At 71.3% G+C, this 25,979-nt stretch carries 16 protein-coding genes and 1 pseudogene; 14 read left to right on the top strand and 3 right to left on the bottom strand.

Features of this window, described 5'->3' with window-relative positions:
• The first annotated feature begins 105 nt into the window (after positions 1-105).
• From AB0F18_RS14015 to AB0F18_RS13960, 12 genes are all read left to right on the top strand, one after another.
• Complete coding sequence (locus AB0F18_RS14015; protein WP_362059165.1) at positions 106-774, top strand: O-methyltransferase; 669 nt, start codon at positions 106-108, stop codon at positions 772-774.
• A gap of 107 nt (positions 775-881) precedes the next feature.
• Entirely contained in the window at positions 882-2,129 is a 1,248-nt protein-coding gene (locus AB0F18_RS14010) for a hypothetical protein (protein ID WP_362059162.1), read from the top strand.
• A 65-nt stretch (positions 2,130-2,194) separates the two neighbouring features.
• Positions 2,195-4,189 (top strand): hypothetical protein, encoded by a 1,995-nt coding sequence (locus AB0F18_RS14005; RefSeq protein ID WP_362059159.1) that lies wholly within the window; start codon positions 2,195-2,197, stop codon positions 4,187-4,189.
• A gap of 73 nt (positions 4,190-4,262) precedes the next feature.
• Entirely contained in the window at positions 4,263-5,318 is a 1,056-nt protein-coding gene (locus AB0F18_RS14000) for a MoxR family ATPase (RefSeq protein WP_362059156.1), read from the top strand.
• Entirely contained in the window at positions 5,315-9,253 is a 3,939-nt protein-coding gene (locus AB0F18_RS13995) for a pentapeptide repeat-containing protein (RefSeq protein ID WP_362059153.1), read from the top strand. Before AB0F18_RS14000 ends, AB0F18_RS13995 begins: the two co-directional genes overlap by 4 nt.
• Positions 9,254-9,298: 45 nt before the next feature.
• Complete coding sequence (locus tag AB0F18_RS13990) at positions 9,299-10,036, top strand: tyrosine-protein phosphatase (RefSeq protein ID WP_362059150.1); 738 nt, start codon at positions 9,299-9,301, stop codon at positions 10,034-10,036.
• Between the two features lie 342 nt (positions 10,037-10,378).
• Positions 10,379-12,424 carry an elongation factor G gene (fusA, locus tag AB0F18_RS13985; protein WP_362059147.1) on the top strand — a complete coding sequence of 682 codons (2,046 nt, stop codon included), beginning with the start codon at positions 10,379-10,381 and terminating at the stop codon, positions 12,422-12,424.
• Positions 12,425-12,552: 128 nt separating this feature from the next.
• The gene (locus AB0F18_RS13980; protein ID WP_362059144.1) at positions 12,553-13,968 is read left to right on the top strand and encodes an MFS transporter; all 1,416 of its coding nucleotides are present in this window, start codon (positions 12,553-12,555) and stop codon (positions 13,966-13,968) included.
• A 194-nt stretch (positions 13,969-14,162) separates the two neighbouring features.
• A complete protein-coding gene (locus tag AB0F18_RS13975; RefSeq protein ID WP_362059141.1) occupies positions 14,163-14,585 on the top strand; it encodes a CBS domain-containing protein in 423 nt (140 codons plus the stop codon).
• Positions 14,586-14,642: 57 nt separating this feature from the next.
• Positions 14,643-14,921, top strand: a complete 279-nt coding sequence (locus AB0F18_RS13970) for a DUF6213 family protein (protein ID WP_362059138.1) — start codon at positions 14,643-14,645, stop codon at positions 14,919-14,921.
• A 110-nt stretch (positions 14,922-15,031) separates the two neighbouring features.
• Complete coding sequence (locus AB0F18_RS13965) at positions 15,032-15,883, top strand: MBL fold metallo-hydrolase (protein ID WP_362059135.1); 852 nt, start codon at positions 15,032-15,034, stop codon at positions 15,881-15,883.
• A 133-nt stretch (positions 15,884-16,016) separates the two neighbouring features.
• Complete coding sequence (locus AB0F18_RS13960; RefSeq protein WP_362059132.1) at positions 16,017-17,000, top strand: hypothetical protein; 984 nt, start codon at positions 16,017-16,019, stop codon at positions 16,998-17,000.
• 47 nt (positions 17,001-17,047) lie between these two features.
• Here the strand turns inward: AB0F18_RS13960 and AB0F18_RS13955 are convergent.
• Positions 17,048-17,227, bottom strand: a pseudogene (locus tag AB0F18_RS13955) (CorA family divalent cation transporter); the annotation flags it as partial.
• A gap of 339 nt (positions 17,228-17,566) precedes the next feature.
• Positions 17,567-22,669 (bottom strand): hypothetical protein, encoded by a 5,103-nt coding sequence (locus AB0F18_RS13950; RefSeq protein WP_362059129.1) that lies wholly within the window; start codon positions 22,667-22,669, stop codon positions 17,567-17,569.
• A gap of 405 nt (positions 22,670-23,074) precedes the next feature.
• Between AB0F18_RS13950 and AB0F18_RS13945 the strand changes: the two genes are divergently transcribed.
• A complete protein-coding gene (locus AB0F18_RS13945) occupies positions 23,075-23,824 on the top strand; it encodes a transposase family protein (RefSeq protein WP_362059126.1) in 750 nt (249 codons plus the stop codon).
• 66 nt (positions 23,825-23,890) lie between these two features.
• On the opposite strand, the gene AB0F18_RS13940 is transcribed toward AB0F18_RS13945, so the two are convergent.
• Entirely contained in the window at positions 23,891-24,430 is a 540-nt protein-coding gene (locus AB0F18_RS13940) for an SMI1/KNR4 family protein (RefSeq protein WP_362059246.1), read from the bottom strand.
• A gap of 767 nt (positions 24,431-25,197) precedes the next feature.
• Between AB0F18_RS13940 and AB0F18_RS13935 the strand changes: the two genes are divergently transcribed.
• Positions 25,198-25,797: a hypothetical protein gene (locus tag AB0F18_RS13935; RefSeq protein ID WP_362059123.1), complete on the top strand. Its 600-nt coding sequence runs from the start codon at positions 25,198-25,200 to the stop codon at positions 25,795-25,797.
• Positions 25,798-25,979 lie beyond the last annotated feature (182 nt).

Below are 25,979 nucleotides of genomic sequence, written 5' to 3'. Positions count from 1 at the left end.
GCACCGCCCGGCCGGAGCCCCCGGACCGGGCCCCGACAGCGGGTGGGACACCACGCCCGGCCGCGCCGCCGCACCCCCCGCCCGACCCACGGAAGGACGTACCCCATGAGCCGGTCCCCGGACGAGGTGAAGACCGTCCCCCTCACCCCCGACGTGTACGCGTACCTGCTCGCCCAGTCCGAGCCCCGCAACCTCGTCCAGGAGCGGCTGGCCGAGCGGACGCTCGCGCTCGGCGGCGTGGCCCGGATGCAGGTCCCGCACGAGCAGGCCGTCTTCCTCACCCTGCTCGCCAAGCTCACCGACGCCCGCAGCATCGTCGAGGTCGGCACCTTCACCGGCTACTCCACCCTCGCCCTCGCCGCCGGACTGGCCCCCGGCGGCCGGGTCCTGACCTGCGACGTCTCCAAGGAGTGGACCGACATCGCCCAGGAGGCCTGGAAGGAGGCCGGGCTCGACGAACGGATCGAGCTGCGCCTCGCCCCCGCCCTGGACACCCTGCGCGCCCTGCCGTCCGAGCCCGTGATCGACCTGGTCTTCCTGGATGCCGACAAGACCGGCTACCGGGCCTACTGGGAGGAGCTGGTGCCGCGCGTCCGCCCGGGCGGGCTGCTCCTCGCCGACAACGTGCTGTACGGAGGGGAGGCGGCCGACCCCGCCGCCCGGGGCAACGGCCTCGCCATCCGGGAGTTCAACGCGCACGTACGGGCCGACGAGCGGGTGGAGTCCGTCCTCCTGCCGGTCGCGGACGGCCTGACCGTCGCCCGCAAACGCTGACCCGGCCCCGCGCGGCCACCCGCTGAACTCCGCGTTCCCTACGCCCCGTTCCCCACCTGGCGCTATCGTGCCGGGCGGGGGCAGGCCGACGAGGGGGCGTAAGGGCGATGCGGTTTCTGTTCGTTCACGGCACGGGAGTACGGCGCGACCGGCACGACACCCTGTTCGCGCTGGTACGGGAGCGGCTCACGGCCCGGTTCCCCGGCGCGGCCGTCGACTCCTGCTTCTGGGGCGAGCGGTTCGGGGCCGGCCTGGGCTCGGGCGGCCGCTCCGTCCCCGGACTGCGCGCCGCCGCGACCGCCGACGCGGCGGACGCCGAGACCGCCGAGTGGGGGCTGCTGCTCGCCGACCCGCTGTGCGAGCTGCGGGTCCTCGCGGAGGCCGGCTGGGAGACGGGCGGGCCCGAACACGACGCGCCGGACGACCCCTTCGCGATGCCCGGCGTACAGCCCGCCGGGACGCGCGTCCTGGACCTGCTGCACCGCCTCGCCGAAACCCCGGACGACCCCCACGGCGAACTCCGCGCCCTGCTGCGCGGCACCGGCCTCGCCCCCGGGTTCCGCCCGGCGCTGGAGGCCGCCGCCGGCTCCGCCGAGGCCGCCCGCGCCGGGGACCGCGCCACCGCCGAACCGCAGGCCCGCGAACTGGCCACCGCCCTCGCCCGGGCCGTCACCGCCGGAGCCCTCGCCACCGCCGGGGCCGACGCCGACTGCACCGCCGCCGAGCGGGACCGGCTCGTCGAACTGCTCACCACCCGCCTGGGCGGCGGCGCCCGGGTCCCCGGCGCCCGCGCGGCCGCCTTCCTGGGCCGGCTCGCCCTGAGGGTCTCCACGCAGCCGCTGCTCGACGCCTGGCGGGGCTCCCTCACCGTCGGCGCCACCCCCGCCCTCGGTGACATCCTGCGCTACCAGGCCCGCGGCACCGAGCTGCGCGCCTTCCTGCACGCGAGGATCACCGCAGAGCCCGGCCCGACCGTACTGATCGGCCACAGCCTGGGCGGTATCGCCCTGGTGGACCTGCTCGCGCTGGAGGCCGCCACCGGCGGGCCGGTACCCGGCGCCGAACTCCTCGTCACCGTGGGCTCGCAGGCCCCGTACCTGTACGAACTCGGCGCGCTCACCGCCCTCCCGCCCGGCAGCGCGCTCCCGTACGGCTTCCCGCGCTGGCTCAACGTGTACGACCGCCAGGACGTGCTCTCCTACCTCGCCGGACCCGTCTTCCCCGGCGACCCGCGCGTGACCGACCACGAGATCCGCAGCCGCCAGCCCTTCCCGGCCTCCCACAGCGCCTACTGGAAACAGAAGTCCCTCTACGAGCGCATCGAACGGGCGGTGACCGAGGCGGGCATCGGGTGACGCACCCCGCACCCCGGCCCGAACCCGGACTCCGGGCCCGGCCGCTCGACTTACCCAGGAGCCTGGTGCCCAGGCGCACCTTCGCGCTCGTCGCCGGCGTCGAACGGTACGAGATCAGCCACCACTGGAACCTGCGCGGCCCCGCCCGCGACGCCCTGCGCTTCGCCGGCTGGCTGACCGGACCCGGGGAGGTGCCGGCGGCGAACGTGCGGCTGCTGCTCTCCCCGCTCGACGACCCCGACCGGCTCGACTGGCACGCCTCCCCGGGCCTGGCCGCGCTGCGCGAGACGTACCGGCCGGCCACCGAGCAGAACGCGAAATCGGCGCTGATCGACGAACTCCCTCGCTGTGACGGCGACTTGTTGTGGATCTTCTGGGCCGGACACGGCTACCTCGGGCGCGGCCGGGAACTGATGCTGCCCTGCGCCGACGCCCGACCCGGCCAGATCCGCCACCTCAACCTCGACTCCGTGCTGCGCTGGTGGACGACCGACCTGGTCAAGCACCGCCAGTTCCCGCTCCAGGCCGCGCTGGTGGACGCCTGCCGGGTCGACGCGCCGCGCGACAGCCGGTGGAACTTCGGCAGCAACGACTACGGCGGCGGCGCCACCGTCCCCGGACGGCGGCAGTTCCGGCTCTACGCCTCCCGCGAGGGCGAGGCCGCGCAGAACGACGCGGAGCGGGGCGCCGGCCGCTTCACCGAGGCCCTGCTCGGCGAACTCGGCGACCGCTCCGTACGCGAGGGCGTCACCGCCCTCCCGCAAGCCGCCCGCCGGATCCACCGGGCCTTCCAGGAACTGCGCGAGCGCGGCGAGGGCTGGCAGCTGCCCCAGTTCATCGTCGACCGCGACTGGGACGCCGCCTCCTTCCTCGACGACGGCCTGTACGGGCCGCCCCCGCCGCGGGCCGCCCGGCTCGACCAGGCCGGCTGGGACGGACTCGGCGGCCTCTTCGAGGGCCGCGAGCTGCCGCGCTGCGCCTACGAGGCCTACGCCTGGGCGTTCAAGGCGGCGGGCTGCACCACCCCCGTCCACGACGGGCTGCCCGCCGACAGCCTCCTCGACGTGGTCTGGGACCTCGACGAGCGGCAGGGCGGCCGCAGCGGCATGCCCCTGGCCGTGCCCTTCGTGCACTACCTCGCCGACCGGGCCGCCCGCCCCCGGGGCACGCCCGGCGGCCTGGGCGACCCGGCCTGGGCGGACCGGCTCGCCCAGTGGGTCCGCGCCACCCGCGAACGCCTGGCCCTGCCCGTGCTGCGCCCGCCGCCCGCCCCCGCCCGGCACGCCGTGCTGCACGTCCGGCTGGAGTCCCCGGCCGGCGGCGAGGACGGCCTGCTGGCCCGGATGTGGCTGCGGGGCGAACGGACCCGCCAGATATGGGAGTCGGAGGGCAGCCCGGTCACCCCGGCCGCCGTTCGGGCCGCACTCGTACGCCAGCTCGCCCTGCTGGGAGCGGAGCCCGACCCCGGCTCCCCGTACGGGGGCGTCGCGCGGATCGAGTTCCACGTGCCGTACGAGATGCTGGAGACCGACTTCGACCAGTGGCCCGTCCCCCGCGGACCCGCCGGCCGGACCCGCCCCCTCGGCATGCTGTACGAGGTGGTGGTCCGCTGCCCGCAGGAGCGTGAGGACACCCGCACCGAATGGCGCGCCAAGTGGCGCTGGATGCACACCCAGGGCGGCCGGCACCGGGACACCGTACGGGTCGTCGAGGACCCGGAGGTCACCGACGCCCTCGGAGTGCAGCTGGGGGCCCGCACCGCGCCCGCCTGCGTCCTCGGGCACGCCTCGGCGGCCCGGACGGACGCCCTGCAGGAGGCGCTCCTCGAAGGCGGGGTGCCCGTCGCCGTCTGGCGGCGCGGCGGCGGCGCCCCGGCCGGCGGCCTGCCCGCACTGCTCTCCCCGGAGGCCCTCCCCGGCGCACCGGCGGTGCTCGGACTGCCCGCCCGCGTACGCGAAGTGCGCCGGGCGGCCGCCGGGGGCGCGGCCGAAGGGGCAGACCGGCTGGTCCTGTTGTGGGACGATCCCGACGACACCATCGACCTCCGCTCCCTGGCCTGAACCCCGTACGACCCGCACCACGCGAACGACCCGACCGACCGCACGACTTCACGCGACGACGGAGGAAGAGGCAGTGGCGAAGGACTGGTGGCTGTACCAGGGCGAGGGTCCGGGCGAGGACCGCCGCGCCCGGCTGGAAGCCGGATCGCCGCCGCCCTGGCGGGACTTCACCGGTGTCCCCGACCCGGCCTACGGGCCGCCCGGCCGCACGGGGGAGGCCTGGGAGCGCACCCGGCGGCGCGGCGAGGGCTACGTCCCGGACGAACCCGAGAAGGACGTCGTCAACACCGCCCTCCACCTGCGCCGGCCGCTGCTCGTCACCGGCAAGCCCGGCGTCGGCAAGTCCACCCTCGCCTACAGCATCGCCGCCGACCTGGCCCTGGGCCCCGTACTGCACTGGCCGATCACCAGCCGCACCGTCCTGCGCGACGGCCTCTACCTGTACGACGCCATCGGACGGCTCCAGGAGGCCGGCCTGGAACAGGTCCGCCTCCCCGGCGCCCCGGCCGCCGCCCCGCCCGGATCCGCCGCCCCCTCCATCGCCCGTTACCTGCGCCTGGGCCCGCTCGGCACCGCGCTGCTGCCGCAGCGCAGGCCCCGGGTCCTGCTCATCGACGAGATCGACAAGAGCGACATCGACCTGCCCGGCGACCTCCTGACCGTCTTCGAGGACGGCGGGTTCGTCATCCCCGAACTCGCCCGCCTGGCCAAGGAGGAGCCGACCGTCGCCATCGGCACGGACGACGACCCCGACGCGGGCGTGGCCGTCACCCAGGGCCGGGTGCAGTGCAGCTACTTCCCCGTCGTCGTCCTCACCAGCAACGGCGAACGCGACTTCCCGCCCGCCTTCCTGCGCCGCTGCGTCCGCCTCCACCTGGAGGCGCCCGGGCCCGAGAAGCTCGCCCGCATCGTGCGCGGACGCCTCGGCGTCGACATCACCGGGGCGGACGGCACCGAGTACCAGGACCTCGTCCGCAGCTTCCTCGAACGCGCCGAGGACGGGGACCTGGCCACCGACCAGCTCCTCAACGCCATCCAACTGCGCCTGGCCGGCGCCTGGTCGGCGCCCGGCGACCGAGACCGGTTCCTCGCCACCGTCATGCAGCACCTGACCGGGCCCACGGCGTGATCGAGAGGCTGCTCGCCGCCTTCGCCGAAGGCGCCGAGGACGGCGCCGCCCCGCGCACCGCCGTCGGCGCCGAGGAGATCGCCGACATCCTGTGGCTGGCCGCGCGCGTCGACCCCGCCGCCGCGGACGCCCGAACGCAGCCCCCCGCGGCCGACGGCACCGAACCGGAAACCGCCTCGCCCCCGCCCGCCCCCGAGCCCGGCCCGCCCCACGCGCCCGGCGCCGGCGCGGGCGCGGGCGCCGCCCAGCTCTTCCCCGCCACCACCCGCGCCGACCCGTCCGCCGGCCACGGCGAGGGGGAGAACGGCAGGCGCGGCATACCCCTGCGCCTGCCGCGCACCGCCTCCCTCGACGACCCGCTCGGCCTGATGCGATCCCTGCGGCCCGTCGGACGCCGCTCCATCGGCGGCCCCGGCGAGGAACTCGACGAGCAGCTCACCGTGGAACGCAGCATCGAGGCCATGGTCCCCACCCCCGTCCTGCGCCCCGCCGAGAGCCGCTGGCTGGACCTGGCCCTGGTCGTCGACGCCCACCACTCGATGCTGCTGTGGTCCGACCTCGTCGCCGAACTGCGCGGGGTCCTCACCCGCAGCGGGGTCTTCCGCGACGTCCGCACCTGGCAGCTGACCGGTACCGGCCGCGGCGGCACCCCGCAGCTCGCCCGCGGCCCCGGCGGACCGCCCCGCAACCCCCTCGAACTGGCCGACCCGGCCGGCCGGCGGCTGATCCTCGTCGTCTCCGACACCGTCGCGGGCGGCTGGCAGGAGGGCCCGCTGCGCGCGGTCCTGCGCCACTGGAGCGCCCACAACGCCGTGGCCGTGCTGAACGTCCTGCCCGAACGGCTGTGGACCCGGGGCGCCGTACGGCCCGTGCCGTTCGCCGTCCGCTCGGACCGCCCCGCCGCCGCCACCCGCTCCTGGCAGCGGGTCCCGGCGGCCCGGCGGGCGCGCGGCGGCGGGCCGGTGGTGCCCGTCGTGGGACTCGCCTCCGGGAGCCTGGCCCGCCTCGTCCGGGTGGTGTCCGGCGACGGGCGCTGGCGCCGCCTGGCCTGCCTGCGCCTGGACGCCGCCCCCGGGCCGCCGCGCGGCGGGAGCGCCCCGCCGCGCCGGGCCGCCGACCCGCTGGAGCTCGTGGAGCGCTTCCGGGCCGGCGCCTCCCCGACCGCCCAGCAGCTCGCCGCGCACCTGGCCGCCGTCCCGCTGACCCTGCCCGTGATGACCCTGGTCCGCCGCTCCCTGCTGCGGGGCTCCGAACACGGCCACCTGGCGGAGGTCGCCCTCGGCGGGCTCTTCGCCCCGTGGGAGGGGCAACAGCGGCTGGAGGAAGCCGAGTTCGACTTCCTGCCGGGGGTACGGGAGGTGCTGCTCGGCTCCCAGCTGCGCGGGGACGTGGCGGCGGTACGGGAACTGGTGCGCCGCCGGGTGTGGGAGTTCATGTCCCGCAACCGGGGCACCGGCCCCGACTTCTCCGCGACCCGGGTCACGACGGGGACGGAAGGACGGCGCCAGGTACCGGAGGGGGCCCAGCCGTTCGCGGAACGGGGGCCGGGCGAGCCCGGGCCGGCCGACCGGGTGGTCCGCGTGCGGTTCGAGCTGCTGCCCGAGGCGGGGGAGGTGGGCACACTGCTGGCCCCCCGGCTGGTGCTCACCGCCGCCGAGGTCCCGAGACCGGTGGAGACGGTCGCGTGGGTCCGGGCGGGCGGCCGGGAGGTGGCCTGCCGCGCCGTGTGGTGGGACGACGCCGTCCCGCGCGTGCTGCTGCTGGAGAGCCAGGAGGACCTGGTGGACCCGGTGGGGTTCGTGCCGCCGGAATGGGCGGCGCTGCCGTTCGGATCCGGCCGCCGGGCGCAGGTCGACGGGCTGACGGACACGGGGGAGCGCATCACGCTGACCGCCGAGCCGGCCCGGGGGAGGGGAGCCCTCAACGGAGAGCTCCTCGCGCCCTCCCCCGAACCGGAACGCTGGATGCAGTTCGCGGGCGGCCCGGTGCTCCTCGACGGCGGACTGGTCGGGGTGGTGCACACGGTGCTGCGCGACCGCATCGTCTTCCTGACGGGCGAGGCCCTGATCGGGGAGGACACCTTCCGTACGGCGCTGCGCGCCCATCCCCAGGCCGCGGGAGCGCTGGCCCGCGCCTGGGGCGGGTCACCCGGGCCGCGGCTCGCCGTGGAGCTGCGGGCGGGCGAGGCGGGCGCTCCGTACGGCGCCTGGACGGCGGCCGAGATGCGGGAGACCGTCACACGGTGGCTGGAGGCGGGCGGAGTCCCCGGTCCGGCCACCGTGACGGAGGACGGGCGCTCCGCAGCCGTTCCGCTGGCCCTGCCGGGGGGCATGGGCAGGGCAGGGCGGCTCCTGGCCGACCTGCCGACGGCGCTCGACGGCTACCGCGCCAGGCGAAGCGTGCACCCGCCGCTCGTGGTGGCCCTCGGGTTCGAGGGCGGCGAGTCGCCGCTCGGGCACCCCCGGATCGCGGCCTGGCTGGCGGACGTGCGCAACCGTGGAATCCTGTGCTTCGCCCTGTCCGGAGCCCTGTACGAGGCGCTCGCGGCCCGGGTCGGTCCGATGGCCTTGGCAGCCTTCGAACCCCTGGGGGGAACCGACGCAGGATGGGTGTGCGAGGACGACTCCCGGCCGCTGGCGCGGGCGCTGACGCTCGCGGGCAACGACGCGGGCGAGCTCCTGACCGGCTGGCCGCGCTGCGGCGCCCGCGCCCCCGGGGATCCCCTGCGGGGCTGTGCGGGCATCCGGCCGCCGGGCCGCCACGCCTGTCTCGCCCACCTGCCGGCCGAGGAGCAGGAGGCGGTACTGGGCGCTCTCGGCCCCGGCTCGCCGCTCGACCTCCGCGGGGTCCCGTTCGAACGGGAGTTGCTGGGACGGGTGCTCGACGCCGTGCGCGAGCCCGGGACGGGGATCGTCCGGCTCGGCGATGCGGCTTTCACCGGTGCGCGCTTCGAGCACGGCTGGGAGGAGACGGAGGCGGTTTTCGCGGGAGAGGCCGACTTCTCGGGCGCCACGTTCGTCGGGCCGGCGAGGTTCTCCGGGGCGGTGTTCGTCGGTGAGGCCTCCTTCGAACGGACGGTCTTCCTGGACGTGGCGATGTTCGTCGGCATCAGCTTCGAGGGCAAGGCGGTCTTCCGCGGCGCGGTGTTCGCCCAGATGGCGCACTTCACCCGGAGTACCTGGATGGGGAGTGTCACCTTCGAACTCGCCGTCATGGAAGGCGAGATGGTCCTGAACGGTGTCACGGTGGAAGGTGTGGCCGAGTTCGGCCGGGTGAGGTGCGAAGGCCCCGCCACGCTGGACGGGGCCACCTTCGCCGAACCGGTGCGTTTCGAACACGCGGTGTGGGCGGGCCCGTTGACGGTGACCGGCGCCAGGTTCGCGGCCCCGGCGTCCTTCGACCGGGCGGTCTGTCAGGGGGATGCGGTCTTCCGGGAATCCCGGTTCGACCGCCTGGCCGATTTCACCTCCGTCACGTTCGGGAGGAAAGCGGAGTTCGACACGGTCGTGTTCGAAGCTCCCGCGCTCTTCACCGGCGCCGCCTTCGAGGGTCAGGCCGTGTTCACCGGTTCCATCTGCGCGGGCGGAGTCACGTGTGAACGGGCGGTCTTCTCAGGTCCGCTGACGTGGCGTGACATGAGGGTCGAGAACGCCGCAAGCGCCTTCGGGGGCGCGCGCTTCCACGGCCCGGTGCACTTCCTGCGCGCCGACTTCGCGACCGACACCGTCTTCGACGTCGCCACCTTCGACGGCACCGTCTCCATCGCGGACTGCACCTTCCGGGCCGGCCTCACCTTCGAAGGCGCGGCCTTCCACGCCAGGGCCGAGTTCACCGGCGTCACGCTCGCAGGGGACCTCGACCTGCCGGGCGACTGGTCGGTGACCCGGGCGGACGGTCTGTGGAACATCGCCTCACCGCACCCCGCCGGTGCATGAGGCATCCTGGCAGCACAACCACCGCATCCACCCCAGGAGTTCACCGTGCCAGGCCGGCGTCACATCCCCTTCACCCGCCTCCACAACTTCCGCGACCTCGGCGGCTACCGCTCCGCCGACGGCCGGACCGTCGCCTGGGGCGTCCTCTACCGGGCCGACTCCCTCGGCAAGCTCGACACCGCGGACGGTGACTGGGACCGGTTCCTCGGCCTCGGCATCCGTACCGTCATCGACCTGCGCTACCCGTGGGAGATCGAGGCCAAGGGCCGGATACCCGAACCGGAACGCTTCACCTACGCCAACCTCAGCATCGAGCACCGCCCCTACGACCAGGCCGCGATCGACCCCGCCCTCGACCCCTGGCGCTACCTCGCCGACCGCTTCGCCGAGGTCGCCGAGGACGGGGCCGAGGAGATCCGGCAGGCCGTCGAGCTCATCGCCGACGGCCCCGGACCCGCCGTCTTCCACTGCACCTCCGGCAAGGACCGCACCGGTCTGATCGCCGCCCTCGTCCTGACCCTCCTCGACGTGCCCGAGGAGCAGATCCTGGCCGACTTCGCCCTCACCGAGCTCGCCACCGCCCGCCTCACCGCCGACTGGCACGCCGCCCACCCGGACCGCACCCTGCTCTGGCCCTCGTACGGCCGCGCCCCGGCCACCGTCATGGCCCTGGTCCTCGCCGACCTGACCGCCCGCTACGGCTCCCCGTCCCGCTACCTCGCCGACACCGTCGGCATCACCCCCGCCACCACCGCCCGGCTGCGCGCACGACTCCTCGTCTGAGGTCGCGAAAATACGGTGCCCCGGCCGGCGCATCCTGCCTACACTCGCCGTGCGCGCCGCCGAAACGGCCCGCGCGCCCATGCCGTCGAACGAAGAGAAGGGGAACAGGGTCATGCATACGCACACCGCCGCCGCCCTCGTTCCCCCGTCCCGGTACGACGTGATCCCGGTGTCTCGCGCCGCGCGGTAACAGCTGCGCGGCTGTCACCGTACGCCCGTGACGCGGGGCCACGAACAGGCCTCTGCACACATGCTCATGACGCATCGTCATGTCCGCTCGTGCACGCACGGGAATCGCGCCGCCCTCTTCCCCGATCCACGGCATCCGAAAGGCCACGGGCCATGCGCACGCGTACCCACGCCAACTCCAACCCCCTCACCGCCGTCCGCAACCTCGGCATCCTCGCCCACGTCGACGCGGGCAAGACCACCGTCACCGAGCGGATCCTCTTCGCGACCGGCACCATCCACAAGCGCGGCGAGGTCCACGACGGGACGACCGTCACCGACTTCGACGCCCAGGAACGCGCCCGCGGCATCACCATCTTCGCCGCGGCCGTCAGCTGCGCCTGGGACGGGCACCGCGTCAACCTGATCGACACCCCCGGCCACGTCGACTTCGCCGACGAGGTCGAGCGCTCCCTGCGGGTGCTCGACGGGGCCGTCGCGGTGTTCGACGCCGTCGCCGGGGTCGAGCCGCAGAGCGAGTCGGTGTGGCGGCAGGCGGACCGGCACGGCGTGCCGCGCATCGCGTTCGTCAACAAGCTGGACCGCGCGGGCGCCGACCTCGACACGGCCGTCGCCTCGATCCGGCGGCGGCTCGGCACCGTCCCCCTGGTGGTCCAGCTGCCCGTCGGCCGGGAGGACGCCTTCACCGGCGTCGTCGACCTGCTGCGGATGCGGGCCCTGCTCTGGGGCGCGGGCGCCGACTCGTACGAGACGGCTCCCGTCCCCGAGGCGCTGCTGGAGGAGGCGCTGCGGCGCCGCAGGCTCCTGGAGGAGACGGTGGCCGAGCTCCACACGGAGGCCCTGGAGGAGTTCTGCGCGACGGGCTCCCTCGCCGAGGCGACGCTGGTCCGCGCCCTGCGCGAGCTGACCCTCGCCGGGGAGGGTGTCGTCGTGCTGTGCGGCTCGGCCTACCGCAACCGCGGGATCGAGCCGCTGCTGGACGCCGTCGTGGCGTACCTGCCGTCACCGGCCGACATGCCCGCGGTGCAGGGCCGTCCCGCCGACCCGGCGGAGCCGCTGGCCGCCCTCGCCTTCAAGGTGACGGCGACGGCGACCGGACGGCTGACGTACGTACGCCTCTACGCGGGCACCCTGCGCAAGGGCGACACCGTACTGGACGCCGGTACGGGCAGGACGGAACGCATCGGGCGGATCCTGCGGGTGCAGGCCGACCGGCACGAGGAACGGGAGGAGGCGGTGGCCGGTGACATCGTCGCCGTGATCGGGCCGAAGGCCGCGCGGGCCGGCACCACCCTGTGCGCGCCGGGGGCACCGCTGCTCCTCGAACCGCCGACGGTGGCCGACCCGGTGGTGTCGGTGGCGGTCGAGGCGGGCCGCAGCACCGACACGGGCCGGCTCGCGGCCGCGCTGGCCCGGATCGCCGAGGAGGACCCCTCGCTGGCGGTCCGGACCGACGCGGAGACCGGGCAGACCGTGCTGTCGGGGCTGGGCGAGCTCCATCTGGAGGTCGCGGTGGAGAAGATCCGCCGGGACCAGGGCGTGGAGGTCGTCGTGGGCCGGCCCCGGGTCTCCTACCGGGAGACCGTGGTGGACGGGGTCACCGGGCTGGTCTACCGGCACGTCAAACAGGACGGCGGCGCGGGCCAGTTCGCCCATGTGGTGATCGACGTCGAGCCGCTGGGCGAGCCCGGCTTCGCGTTCCGTTCGGCCGTCGTCGGCGGCAGGGTTCCGCAGGAGTACGCGCGGGCCGTGGAGGCCGGCTGCCGGGACGCCCTCGCCGAGGGTCCGCTCGGCGGGCACCCGGTGACGGGGCTGCGGGTCGTCCTCACCGACGGGGCCACCCACTCCAAGGACTCCTCGGAGCTCGCGTTCCGCGCGGCCGGCCGGTTCGCGCTGCGGGAAGCCCTGCGCGCGAGCACGCTGGAGCTCCTGGAACCGGTCGCGGAGGTCACCGTGACCGTGCCCGACGAGGCCGTCGGCGCGGTCCTCGGCGACCTCGCCGCCCGCCGCGGCCGGGTCACGGGCTCGGCCACCCGGGCCGGGACCGCGGTGGTCACGGCGACGGTGCCGCTGGCCGAACTGTTCGGCTACGCCTCCCGGTTGCGCGGGCGCACCCAGGGCCGGGGCACCTTCACCACCCGCCCGGCCGGGCTGGCCCCGGTCCCGGCGGGGGTGGCCTCGGCGCTCCTGCCGCGCTAGCCGCGGGCCCCGGCCGTACCGGGGCCCCGAGCCGAAATATCTTGACGTCGAGATAGATGAGGGGGCAGGCTACGGCCTGATATCTCGACATCGAGATACTTTCGGACGGGGGAAGGCGGAGGCCCGGCATGGGACGGCCCAGTACGGCAGGCCAGGACAACGGCACCGGCAGGGAAACCGGGACGGACGCGGGGGAGGGCGGCGGCCGGGACTCCGGGCACGACGCCCCGCCGGGCGGTCTGATCGCACAGCTGCGACGACCGCCCGGCGGCCGCGACGCACGGATCATGCTGCTCGCCCAGCTCCTCGACCGCACCGGGACCGGCGTCTGGGCCGCCTCGTCCGTCCTCTTCTTCACCTTCGTCGTCGGCCTCGACGCCGGACGCCTCGGCCTGCTCCTCGGCGTCGGCGCCGTCGCGGGCATCGCGGGCTCACCACTCGCCGGCCACCTGGCCGACCGGTTCCCCGTACGCCCCCTCCTGATCGCCTGTCACCTGCTGCGGCTCGCCGCCCTCTGCGCGATGCTCGTCGTCACCCGCTTCGAGCTGGTCCTCCCGATCGTCGCCCTCACCCACCTCGGCGACCGGGCCGCGAAGACCCTCGAAATGCTCTTCGCCACCCGGGTGGCGGGCGAACGCCGCGCCACCTACCAGGCCCTGTCGCGCAGCGCCGCCAACGCCGGGTACGCCGTCGGCGCGGGCATCGCCGCCGTCGGCCTCGCCGTGGGCACCCGGGGCGCGTACGAGCTCCTCATCCTCGGCAACGCGCTCTCCTTCCTCGTGGCGTCCGCGCTGGTGTGGCGCACCCGCGAACCGCTCGGCCGCGGACGCCTGGTCACCCCCGCGCGGCCGGAGGAGTCCGGCGGCACCCCGCCGGGCGGCACTCCGTCCGGCAGTACCCCGTCCGTCGGCACTCCGTCCGGCGGCCGCAACCCCTGGCGCGACCGCGGCTACCTCCGCTTCGTCCTGCTGGACATCCCGATGAACCTCGACGACTCCCTCCTCAACGTCGGCCTGCCCCTGTGGCTCGTCCACCACACCGACGCGCCGCACGCCGTCGTCCCGGCGTTCCTCGCGGTCAACACCGTGCTCGTGGTCGTCCTCCAGCTCACCGTGTCCGCGAAGGTCCGCACCCCGCACCAGGCGGCCGCCGCCGTCGCCTGGTACGGGCTGTTCCTCCTCGCCGCCTGCGCGCTCCTCGCGCTCACCCCCGCCCACGGCCCCTGGACCGCCTCCGCCACCCTGCTCGGCGCGGCGGTCCTGGTCACCGCCGCCGAGCTGGTGCGCTCGGTGTGCTCCTGGGAACTGGCCGTCTCCCTCGCACCGGGGGAGGCCAGGGCCTCGTACCTGGGCGTGGCGGGCATCTCCCCGTCGGCCCAGAAGGCCGCCGGACCGCTGCTGCTGACCGGCGCCGTCATGGCCGCGGGACCGGCGGGCTGGCTGGCGCTCGGCGCGGGCGTGGCGGGGCTGGCGCTGGTACAGCGCCGGGCCGCGCTGCACCGGCTCGACACTGTCCTGCCCGCCCCGGCGGCCGCACCCCGTTGAGGCGCCGGCCGCGGAACCCGCGGCGCCACGGCTCCCCGTCGCCCCCCGTGGCCAGGTGCCGCCGGTAGGCGGACATCACGCCGTTCACCCGGCGCGTCCCGCCCCCACCGGACTCGCGCCGGGGGGCGGGGCGATTGCCCCGCCCCGGCGCGGGTAGCCGCCTGGTGGAGCCGTATCCGGCACTGGGAGGAGCCATGACCCGCCGTGTGCACGAGGTGATGACCGGGAATCCGGTGACCGTCGAGAAGCTGACCTCGCTGGCGGAGGCCGCGCGGGTGATGCGTGACGCCGACATCGGCGACGTGCTCGTGGTCGACGAGGGCCGCCTCCGGGGCATCCTGACCGACCGGGACCTCGTGGTCCGCGCCATGGCCGACAACAGGGACCCCGCGGAGACGACCGTCCAGGCCGTCTGCAGTAGCGACCCGGTCACCGTCCGCCCCGACGACGGGGTCGACGAGGCCATCGGCCTCATGCGGCGCAAGGCCCTGCGCCGCCTGCCGGTGGTGACCGGGGACGGCGAGCTCGTCGGGGTGGTCAGCCTGGGCGACCTGGTGGTGGAACAGGATCCGGGATCGGCCCTCGCGGCCATCGCGGCCGCCAGGCCGGACGGCTGACGGGCCTGGCCACGGTGCGGTCACGGAGAAGCGGAGCGGAGCGGAAGAGGTGTGACCATGAACGCGTACGTACCCCTGGTCTCGGTGGCGGGCGGCGGGCTGCTGATCCCCGCCGACGAGGTCACGGCCCTGCTGCGGCGTCTCGCGGGCGGGTGGCTGCACTCGGTGTACGACGGTGAGACGGACCTCGATCCGGGGACGACCCTCGGCCTGGCCGGCGTACTGGTGGAGCTGGCCGACCAGATCGACGTGGAGTGCATCGGCTTCATGCCGCTCGCGGACGGGACGCACGGGAGGGACGAGGACCACGGCGGAGGCCCTCCGCCACCGCCGTGAGGGAACGCGGCGGAGCCGACCACCCGAGTCCTGCGGTTGACGACGGCCTGGCGCAGGGCTGCACTGGGTTTATGGACGCTGCGGCGACTCCGCCCTAGGGAGAGCAGCCAATGACAACCATGGATACGTTCAACCTTTTGCAGCCGTACAAGATCGCCGAGGAGACGTTCGTCATCCCGTGGGCCCTTGAGGCCCCGCCGGTCGGCCACTTTCCGATGAACTCGATGGTGATCCGAGGAGCCGAACCGATCCTCGTCGACACCGGGGCGCCCGCGGTGCGTGCCCAATGGCTGGAGGCGGCCTGGTCCGTCGTAGATCCCCTGGACGTACGGTGGATCTTCCTCACCCACGACGACCGCGACCACGCCGGCAACCTCCTGGCGGTCCTCGCCGAGTGCCCGAACGCGACCCTGCTGACGACGTGGTTCTCCATCGGCCGCATGGCGGAGGAGTGGGAGACTCCCATCAACCGCTGCCGCTTCATGACGGACGGCGACACGATCGACGCGGGCGACCGCATCCTGGTCGCCAAACGACCGCCCCTGTACGACAACCCCACCACCCGTGCTCTCTTCGACCGGAAGACCAACGTCCTGTGGGCCGTCGACACCTTCGCCACGAACGTGCCGACCCCCATGCCCGAATCGGCAGCGCTGTCGCCGGACGAATTCCGCGACGGCCAGTTCTTCGGCGGCAGGCTGGTCTCCCCCTGGGTCGCCCTGCTGGACACGCAGAAGTTCGGGGCGGTCGTCAACGACTTCCAACACCTGAACGCCGAGGCCATCACCGGCTGCCACTGCCCTGTCCTCCGTGGCGCCCAGATCCCCGAGGCCTATGACCTCCTCCGACAGCTCCCCGAGATCCCACCGTGGACCGAGTTCACCCAGGCCGACCTGGACCAGTGGATGGCGGTCGCCGAGAGCTCGGTCCCCCCGGAACAGCCGCGGCCGTCGGGAACGTGAGGGAGCGCCCGCCGTCGCCGTGCCGGCTTCGGGCGCTCCGGCGCCGCACCACGCCGTCACAGGTCGGCAACACCGCTCGTCTGGAACGGAACGCGATGCAACCCTCCTGGAGGCAACACGGGGATGAGGGGGCATGGTGTTCAGCAGGATCCGTCGGCTCACCTGGTGGCATTTCAAGGGCACTGCACGAAGCAACTGGCCCCGGTTCCGCTCAAGCATCGTCGAGTGGACCAGCCTGCTGGGTGAAGACCTGGAAGCGGTCGGGCAGGGGCCCAGACTGCCCCCGTCAGTACGCCGGTCCACCGCACAGCGGCTGTTCACCGTGGCGCGCGCCAACCAAATCCTGTTGATCGGGGCCCTTGTCAGCCATTGCGTGTTCCCGATCGTGGCTGCCGTCAGCATTCTTGTCGCAGATGCCAGATCGATCTCCGACTTGCTCCTGCCCTCCGTCCTCGTCGCAATCATGTACACGTGGCCCTTCGCCTGGAGGCTCTGGGTCACCTACTTCGGCCGAGGACGCTTTCGCGTCATCCGACAGTCCTCCCCCGTGGCCTTGGCCCTCAGGGCGATCGGCTCCTGCGCCTACCTGGTGACATCACCGGCCAGCACCCATGCCGCGCAGGTGGAGTGGGTGTCGAAGGACCTTCGCCTTGCGGAGCGTGCCTTCCTTCGCGGACCCCATCGCTTCGGAACGATCCCGCGGACCTCCCCAAGACGAAAACACCTGACACTCCATGCCCGCCACGTGGCCGCCGCGCTTCGAAAGGCCGAGCTCCAGCTCGACACCGACCCGGTCGCCGGAGCCAGGGAGCTCTCGCGTCTACTCATCGTCGCGGCCGAGAACCATGCCTCCGGCCGGCTCGGCGCGCTGCTTCCCGAGGAGGAACTCAAGGACTTGGAGCCGGTGACCGACCACACGGCCGTGAGGGAGACCTTGCACCTGGTGATCGCGCTGGCGATCGTGGGCGCGGTGGGCTGGCTGGGTACCTGGTACGGCGGCAAGATCGGAGTCGAATCTCCGTGGTCTCTCATCCCGGCAGCCATCGCCGCGGTCCTCGTCTTCCCACGCCTACGAAGGACCGGGCCGGACCTCCTGATTTCGTACCTGGGGCCATAGAGCCTCTCACAGGGGGGACCACTCCTGGAGGCCGGGCTCAGTCGGTCCAGCCAGTCCCGGCGCTTGAAGATCGTGTACAAGCTGACGCATACAACCCCCATCAGGACGCTTGCGAGGGGGTACCCGCCCGCCCACTTCAGCTCTGGCATGTCCTCGAAGTTCATGCCGTAGATCGTGCCGACCAGGGTGGGTGCAAATAGGATGGCGGCCCACGAGGAGATCTTCTTGAAGCCGTCACCCTCGGGGCGCTGACCTGCGAGAATCGGCCGGAGAGGCGCTCTGACCTGCGACGACCCGGCTTTCCGGCCCTTTCACCGTACTGCCGATCGATGCGGTCGATCCTCCCCAGCCGCTCCCCAAGGGGCTTCATTCTCCCCAGATTCTCCCCAGCGGCTGTTGGCACTCCGGGGTGGGCACGCCCCGTGCCGTACGTTAAGTCGGACGACCCTGCGACGGTGACCTCGCACCCGCCCGCATCAGCGCCCACCCATACTCGCGTCGCACGGACGTGTGAGGGATCACGACCAGACTGGCGACCGCGCGCTCTCGGCAGGGACCCTGAGACATCACCTGCTGTACGGTGCGAGTCCCTCGTTTCCGGCGACGACCAAGGAGTCGACGAGCATCTGCCACTCGTCCAACCTGCCGAGTTCCTCGGCCGTTCTGCGCACGTCCTTGAGCCAAATGTTCGAGAGATGTGACTTCGGGACCGTCACACGTCCATCTTGAATGCACAGGTCGGAGACCCAGTGCACACCGCGGGTGGCCTGGACTTCCTCCGGGAGCCTCCGTAGGAGGCCGATGAGCGCGTCGACGGACTTGACCTCCCCTCGAGCGATCGGCAGCCAATCGTCGATCGACTCAAGGAGGTCTTCAGCACGGACCCAATCGATGACCTGACCGACGACCTCGTTGTGCATGCCTTCCGCCCACGTACGAGGATCCGGTAGCAGGGCGGCGGCGGCCCAGTCGCCCCAGTGATGGTCGAGGTATGGGTTCGTGTCGTCGCTTAGATAGCCAACAGCGTGGCGCAGCAAGATCGGCCAGGCACCTCGGGCCGCGTCTGCAAGCCGCTCGTTCTCTGCACCTGCTGCGGCAAGACCGTGGAGGAAGTTCGACATCAGTCCTGCATCCACGCGAAGGGCGTCGAGGTGTTCGAGCAGTGATCCGGCGTCGCCGTTCTTCGCGAAGCCTTCGAGTAGGGCCCGTGCGGCGACGAGGGTGTGGATGCCGCGGTCATCCGCGGTCCAGCCCGCCTTCTCGTGTGCGAGCATGGCGCGTCGCTGGATGTCGAGGAATGAGGCCAGGAGCGCGGCTGCTTCCTCTGTGCAACAGTGGTCCCTCGACGCGGCTGCGCCGAGTCCGCGAAGGGCCGCGTCGAGAGTCGCGATGTCGACAGAGTCACCCGGGAGCACCTGAAGGCGTTTGGCAATGTCGCCGGTGATCTGTACTTCCCGCCGTTGCTGGCCTTCCTGGTCCCACGGACCGATTTCTGCGAAACGTGCGGTCTCGAGGGCCCAGTTCAAAGCGGTCCGGTGGATGCAAGGGGCGAAGTGGCACGGGACCGTCCAGACGGCATCACATCCACGCGTCAGGTGTAGCCGCGTCTCCGAGGACGCCCTGCCTGCCATCGCAAGACCGGCTTCGGAGATGACTTCAGTCGAACTACCGGCCGCTTTGAGTGGTGCTGCCAGTGCGGGCGTGAGGAACGCCGGCAGGGTCGCGGCCACGGCTCGGTCGGCACCGAGGTCGAAGTACTGGCCCTCGTGACGTTGATCCTCGGCGTCCTTGAACGACAGCGCGATGCTGATGACGAACTCAGTTGCGAAGTGAGCTTCGGGACCGAGCGCCTTCATATCCCCGGCGGCGGCTCGTGTGACGGCTGCTCGGACCACGTGGGCCACGACGTCAACTGGCCGAGTCGGCAGTTGCTCCCCATCGGACTCGAGCAAGGCACGGCCTGCTACCAGGTCTGTGGCAATCTCGTCCGACAGGGGCGGCACGTAATCCGGCTTGTGTCTGGACGAGCCCCAGTACCGATTCTGCAGCCGCAGGGCGGTCTGCACGATTTCTTGGTGAGCCGCATGCTTCTCCTGCGCGGCTTGCATCTCAGGCGGAGATTCGACCTCGATGTGGAACTCATCACCGTGGTGCTTGATTCGGTATCGCTCCGAGTCCAGGCTGGCGGCCCAGTTCTTCGTGCGCTCCCGACTGATCCCGAACCGATCACCGTTCTCGACAAGTTGGTTGGCGACCTTCTTCAAAGCGTCGGCGCGCTTCTCCCCGCCGTGGATCATCAGCCACATGGCGACCTCACGCGGTGTCCATCGGCGACGTTCGAGGTTCGCGAGCCCTTCGTTCGTTGCACGCAGCCCTACGTACTCACTCGCGTGGCGGCCGAACTCTAGCTCCCAGACGACTGGTTCGGCGAGGAATGGGTCGAGCTCGGCGTCGACGTTCTCGATGTGGCGCACGAGTAGACCGAACAGCATCCCAGGAATCGCCAGGTTCTCGCAGCCGTCCAGGAGGGCCGCGACAACCTTCCCCGGAGGCGCACCCTGGCTCAGCCATGAGTCGGCGAGGCGTTCCATCGCCTGAAGCGCGCTCATGGCCGAGTAGGGCCCGACTGATGTGCCCCGGTACCAGCACCACACGTGACTGTCGCCGTCATACGAGCGGGCGGTGCCGTCGAGGTTCAGGACCATACCGCGGTCTCCGCCCTCTCCCTTCTTCGGCGTGCCGTCCGCTTCCTCGTCCCGGACGTCGACGGACCGAGCCAGACCTCCGGGCGAACCAAGCCGCGACAGTGTTGCCACGCGTGCCCGCGCACCGCTGTTCAGAACGCTATTGAGCACCCGCACCGAGGTCCGCAACGGCGCTGTCTGGAACAGCTGCCAGAACCCACCGAAGTAGTACTGGAAGAACGGCGGTCCGAAACTGGTCCATCGGCCTTGATGCCGCCGGACACCCTCCTGTCGGTGCCAGCTTTGGTCGTCGTCGATGTAGTAGGCCGCCATCAGCGTCGCCAACAGCTCCGGGTCCTTCTGCGCCAAGGCTCGGGCGCTCAACGGCGAGTCCGCAGCGGGAGCAAGGAACGCTGGTGCGTCGTCCGCGATGGTCCGGAGGCACGCTTCGACGGCATCGTCGATGTCCGGTCCGAGCAGCGCCAACGTTTCGACGAACTCCTCCTTGGTCAGGTGGTAGTCCAAATTGCGTTGCGAACGACGATGCTGTGACATCCGCCCGTGCAGTCGGTCCCCGCTGGCTTCGCGCCGAGGGAACGAATCCCAATAGGAGAGGAGACGGTCCCGCAAGCGAATGCGTAGCCCGTTGCCAGCCGGTACCTGCGCCAGCGACAGGGCCTGCAGCCAGTCCGCGAGCAGTTCGAACGATTGCTCCGACACGTCCCACGGTGTTTCGCTATCGAGGAGAACCCGTACCACGGGGCCCGAGATCAGGCGGTCGACCAGCCCCTTGGCTTTGTGCCTCTGCTGGACGACTCGAACTACATCGCCGAGCGTCAGGTCGGCAGACTGATCTGTGAATGCCGATTTGAGGCACTCGTACGCGAACGGCGTCTCCAGGACCGCCTCCACCGGGACGTCGGTCCACCTGGGCCCGTGCGCTGCCGCGAACGCCTGGAATTGCGAGAGCAGTCCGATGAACTTCCGAACGGGTCGAGTGTCCGGTGCTTTCAACAGTCCCTTGCACGCAAGCGTGGCGGCCGACAGCGCCCACCGGGGCGCCTGGACCACCTCCAGCAGTTCGGTCGGGCTCTGGCCACGAACGAGAAGGATGGCGGTTGCGTACCGCCGGACTTCGTCGTGCGCGAACTCCGGCTGATCCCGATACGGGCTCGCTGGCGCGAGCAGATGGCCCCGACGCAGCATATCGACTGCTGCGGCATCCACGCCTGCGTCAGGCCGACGGCTTTCGGGCAGCTTCATCGTCGCAGCGGCCACCGCCAGCATGGTCCGTTCGCGTGCCTCCGCCGAACCGACCCCGGGACGTCCGTCGCCCCGGACAACCTTGCTCCACACCAGCTGAAGGCACTCCCACTCGCCCAGTGAGCTCTCGGGCTCCGCCCCTGTCCGGGCCAGAAGGTCCAGCACAACGGGCCTGCGGAGCAGCGAGTTCGTGGGCAGGTCCCGCAGAACCGCGCGCAGCAGCGGAAAGTGATCTGAGACGACCGAGATGTCCTCGTCCCCCAGTGGCCGCATTGTGAACGATGGAATGGGCTTCGCGAAGGCGAGCTCCAACTGCTCCCGTACGAAATCCGATGCCACGTCAGAGGTTACTGCCACGAGCCCTACGCCCGCCTCAGCCGCTGCCGACGCCAGGTCACTCAACAGGCCGGCAGACCGCTCCAGAGCAGCATCGGCCGCATCGATGACAAGGACGCGCTCAGGTGCCGACAGCTCCGCGAGCGCGTCCTCCATCGCCATCCCGAGTGCAGCACGCAGCTCCATGCTCGACTGCGGCAGGCTGCGGAAGTTCACCACCACCCCCTGAAACTGGGTGGGATCCGCGGCTTCCAACCCGGCGATCGCCGACAGCGTCAACGCGCTCTTACCGATGCCCGACTCGCCGGATACCAACAGACCCGATGCATGGCCGCCAGCCTCGCGTAGGGCCTCGGCGAGTTGCTTGCGGCGGTCGGCGAACGAGATCTTGACCGCGCCGCCGGATGACTCATCACCGATGGTGCTTCGCACTCCGGAGACGGCAAGCTTGCGTTGTTCAGCAAGCACCGACCACGCGTGTCGGCTTCTAGTTGCGGCCGAGCCCAAAACCAGGTGCATGTCACGGCGAAGCATCTTGAGGTCCACCACGGCACCGGTTGCATCGTAGCGGGTTGCCTCAACCTCGAGCCGGTCCCGGACCGCCACTCCGTCTGTGTTTGCCGACGCCACGCCGTCCAGCGAAGTCGCGACCGCCGCGCGGTCACCTTCGTCCGGGCTCTGTACTGCGAAGCCGAGGATGTGTAGCCGGCCAAGCAGCCGCCATGCCAGCCGTAGGACTTCTCCCGGTGTGGTGTCGTCGTCGACGGCCTTCTCGACCATCCTCAGGAAATGCTGCTGGCGCTCACGTACCGGCTTCGACCAGCGGCCATCGACGTCCATGGCCGCTTGGAACGACTCCGGGTCGGCGTGGGCACGCGCGACGCCGCAGAGCGTCGCGAGCTGATCCCACTGGTCGGACCGACCGGCTGCCGCGACAGCCACCCGGTGAGTGTCGATGTCGAACTTCTCGATCTCGGCGAGCAGTGACCCGACGAGTTTCACCGTGTCGGCATGGCTCTGGACGAAGTTTGGCGTTGCTCGACATGCCACGGCGAGGATGACCTCAGCGGCCCCATCGCCGCACTGAACAAGGAGGTCGTCCACCGGGTGCTCCGGCCCGGTTTGAAACGACACCCGCCGAACCGGCAGCTCAGATACCTCCGCCCGTCGTTCGCCGGTCAGTAGGCCGGCGAGATAGACGGTTGCGACACGGTGCGCGAACGAAACGCCGCCACCGCCGGTGGCGTAAGTGCTGGAACCTCGCGAAGCGTCACCGGTTGCGGCCGTGGCTTCCCCGGCATGCGTCTCCGGGGGAACAGTGGCGGGTGCCGATGTCGTCTCCCCTTCGGGCCGATCGGCACTGTCTGGCGCAATGGGCTCGTTCATGCGCTCCCCGGGGGCGTCGTGCTATCAGTGGCCGCACGGCTCACCGTAGCGGTTCCGGAGAACTATGTAGCGGCCGTCGCCTCATTCGTTGAGGTGGCGGCTGTGCCCGGGACAACGACCATGCTTGGCGAACTGGGCTTCAAGCCAGCAACTGGAACGGCGCCGGAAGATCCCTGTGCGCTGTGCTCCTCCCTGTCCCGTCAGAGGCTGGTGTCTCAGCTGGTTCCCCAACGGCCTCGTCGCGCCAGCTGGCGATTCTTCGTGTTTGCGGCTTCCGCGCTGAATCCGATCACAGAGCTCTTTCAGAGTGGCCAGGATGAGTCAGGATGAGGGCCGCAACGCACAAGGCTCCGGCGCCGTTGAGGGAGGTGTTCGAAGTCTCAACCCATCGGCACAGGAGCCCTGTTGGTTCCCCATCCTGCCGCACTTGACCTGCCTCATGCTCTGGTCGAGTGGGTATCGATGCTCATCGTCACTCGTGAGGGTGGCCGACGCTGCAAGCTGCCGCCTCACCAGCGTGCTCTCGTCGGCCTGGTCTACCTGCGCCGGCACGACCCGCTCGCACAGATCGCTGTCGGCTTCGGGATATCCGTCGGCACCGCTCATGCCTATGTCACGGCCGTCGTCGAGCACTTGTCCCGCCAGGCGCCCGGACTGCTGCGGGTCCTGCGGGAAGCCGACCCTGATCACGTCCTGCTCGACGGGACACTCGCTGAGTGCGACCGTGTCGGCGACAGCCGGGCCGACTTCTCCCAGAAGCACCGCCGGCACGGCGTGAACGTGCAAGTGGTGACCGATCCCACCGGCAACCTGCTGTGGATCTCGCCCGCGCTGCCCGGCCGCACTCACGACCTGACTGCGGCCCGCACCCACCGCATCATCCGGATCTGCGAACGCCAGGGTGTTCCCATCCTCGCCGACCGTGCCTACATCGGCGCCGGCCCCTGGGTGACCACACCCATCAGACGGCCTCCTCGCCAGGACCTCACCACGACTCAGCAAACAGTCAACCGCGCCCTGTCAGCGGCACGAGCACCGGTCGAACGAAGCATCGCTCGACTCAAGTCCTGGCGGATCTTCCGCCGAGCCCGCTGCAGTCCCAACCGCATGACCGCCATCGCCGCAGCCATCCTCACCCTGGAACGTCAACGCTGACGAAGCTCATTGGCGCTCCAGGGCGAGGAAGGATTGGCGATGGCAGTCATGCGGTTGGGAACCGTCTCACGACCAGACGAGTCGACCTTCGGTGACCCCACAGACCGGGTAGCTGCCATCGGCGATCTTCGTCAGCATCTCCGCTACGGAGTCGAAATACTGGGCCATCGATTCGTACTCGCCCGTGACCGTGATCTCACCCACGAACCACCTGCCGACACGCCCGTCCCGCACATCGACGAACTTTCCCATCCAGCCGTCCCGGTCCGACAGGAACGGGATCCACTCGTTACGCCAGAACGGATTGTCCGGCTGGTCCGGAGGGTCGAATCCACCGGGCATGGAGCGGTTCGCGTAGAGCTTCTCCATCGCCCGGATGCCCAGAAAGAAGCTTCCCTCGTCCGGGAACCCGTCGAAGCCGCAACATGCCACTTCGTCGTCGACATCTTCCTCAGGCAGATCCAGATTGTTCTGGAACAGCCACGCCCGCAGATCCCCAGGGAGGGAGATACCCATCCGTTCCTCGGCGGCCGCGAGCATCGGCTCCGTAGCGGGCCCTGGCAGATCCGCGTGATCGGCCGTGGCGTGCTGCCGAAGAAGAGTCATCACGCGGGACCAACTCTCAGCCACACTCATTGCCCTCTGCCCTCTCTACACAAATGCCTCCGTCCGACCGCGCCACGGCGGACGCTGCAAAACGCCGACCGGAGAACCTTGCAGGGATGGTACTTCGAGCATGCTTCCTGTCCCCTCCCCACGATCATCTTGCGACCCGAAGCGCAGGGCCGGCTCCTCAGCGAGGCGACCGCCCCGCAACTTTGCACAGACAACCGCTGTGCTTAGCGGGCCCAGCCGAGGAGCCTCCGGGACACCCAGCGGCGGCCGTCGCGTCCGGCACGAGAAACTGCAACGGCCGCATGTCGAGGCCGCCGAGTACGCAGACCGAGCCGCCCCGCTCCTGAAATTCCTTGCCGAACTCTTCTCGGGCCCTCCGGGCCAGTTTGCCGGAGGGCCCGCTCACCCCCACCACATGACGTCAGTCGCCAGTGCCGCTCTCACCCTGGAGTGGCAAAGCTGAAAACGTTCACAGTGATCGCGCTGCCAGCAGTCGATCCCTTGCTGGTATCCCCACCCCGTCTTCCGAGACAATGCTGGAAGAGGGTGCCAGGAACGCCTCCATGCACACGATAATCAGCCGGGACGCCGCGCCCGGGTTCCCCCAGGACGCCTTCGACCGGGCGTATATAGAGGCTGCCGTGAAGCCGGCGAAGATCACCGAGCCGTAGCGTGCCCCAGATGTCCGCGCGGAGATTACTGGGGCGGCCGTCGCAGTCGTCTACCGGCACCGCAGGGCCTGGGAGGCCGGCGAGGAGTTGCTGGCGCTTGCCCGCCAGCAGCGGGACGATCGCGGGCGCGATTGGCACTACGCCGCGCAGGCCGCGCTGTTCGACTTCGTCGTCTCGCTCCACTCGGCCTTCGAGAGCAGCTTTTACGGCCTCTACTTTGTTGGTGCCCAGATCCGACCGACAGGGTTCGCTCACGTCACCGATGACGACACTCGAAGGAGCATCAACCCGAAGGCCGTTACGACCGAGTACGCGAAGCAGTGGCCTGGCTCCGGCTTGGCTATCGAGCTAGCGGCGGTGAAGGACTCGTCGTTCTACGTCGAGCTCGCACGCACCCGGAACGTGCTTGCACACCGTATCGCGCCTGGCTTCGAGCATCAGGTAACGCTGGAGGGAGTGGCCTTGGAGTCGGCGACGGAGTACGACTATGCACTCGCCTGGCGGGGGGAGAAGGTGGAGGCGCTTGTGCCGAGAATGCTTTCGGGCGCAGAAGGAATGACTGGACTCTCTGTGGACGCAGGCTGCGGCATTCTTCGAGAATGCCAAGATGTAGATACCAGCCGCGATAGCGTGCCGAAGGAGGAGCCCCGTCTTCCGCGAGACGGGGCTCGGAGATTAATCGGATAGTCGGGGTCGTATCCTTAGCCGCCAGGCGCCTGCGGTATGTGGGCTGGCAGTGGGCGCCGCGCGAGCAAATCCGCGTCGCAGGTGCTAAGACGTCATCTCATTTGGCGTGCTGTGTAGGCTGTCGATCGTGGCGGGAATTGTTGAGCGGCTGGTGCCGGATGAGTTGTGGGAGCTGTTCCAGC

It is taken from the genome of Streptomyces sp. NPDC029216, assembly GCF_040648015.1.
In the GTDB taxonomy this organism is placed as follows: Bacteria; Actinomycetota; Actinomycetes; order Streptomycetales; family Streptomycetaceae; genus Streptomyces.
This window is presented reverse-complemented; position numbering and strand designations above follow the sequence as displayed.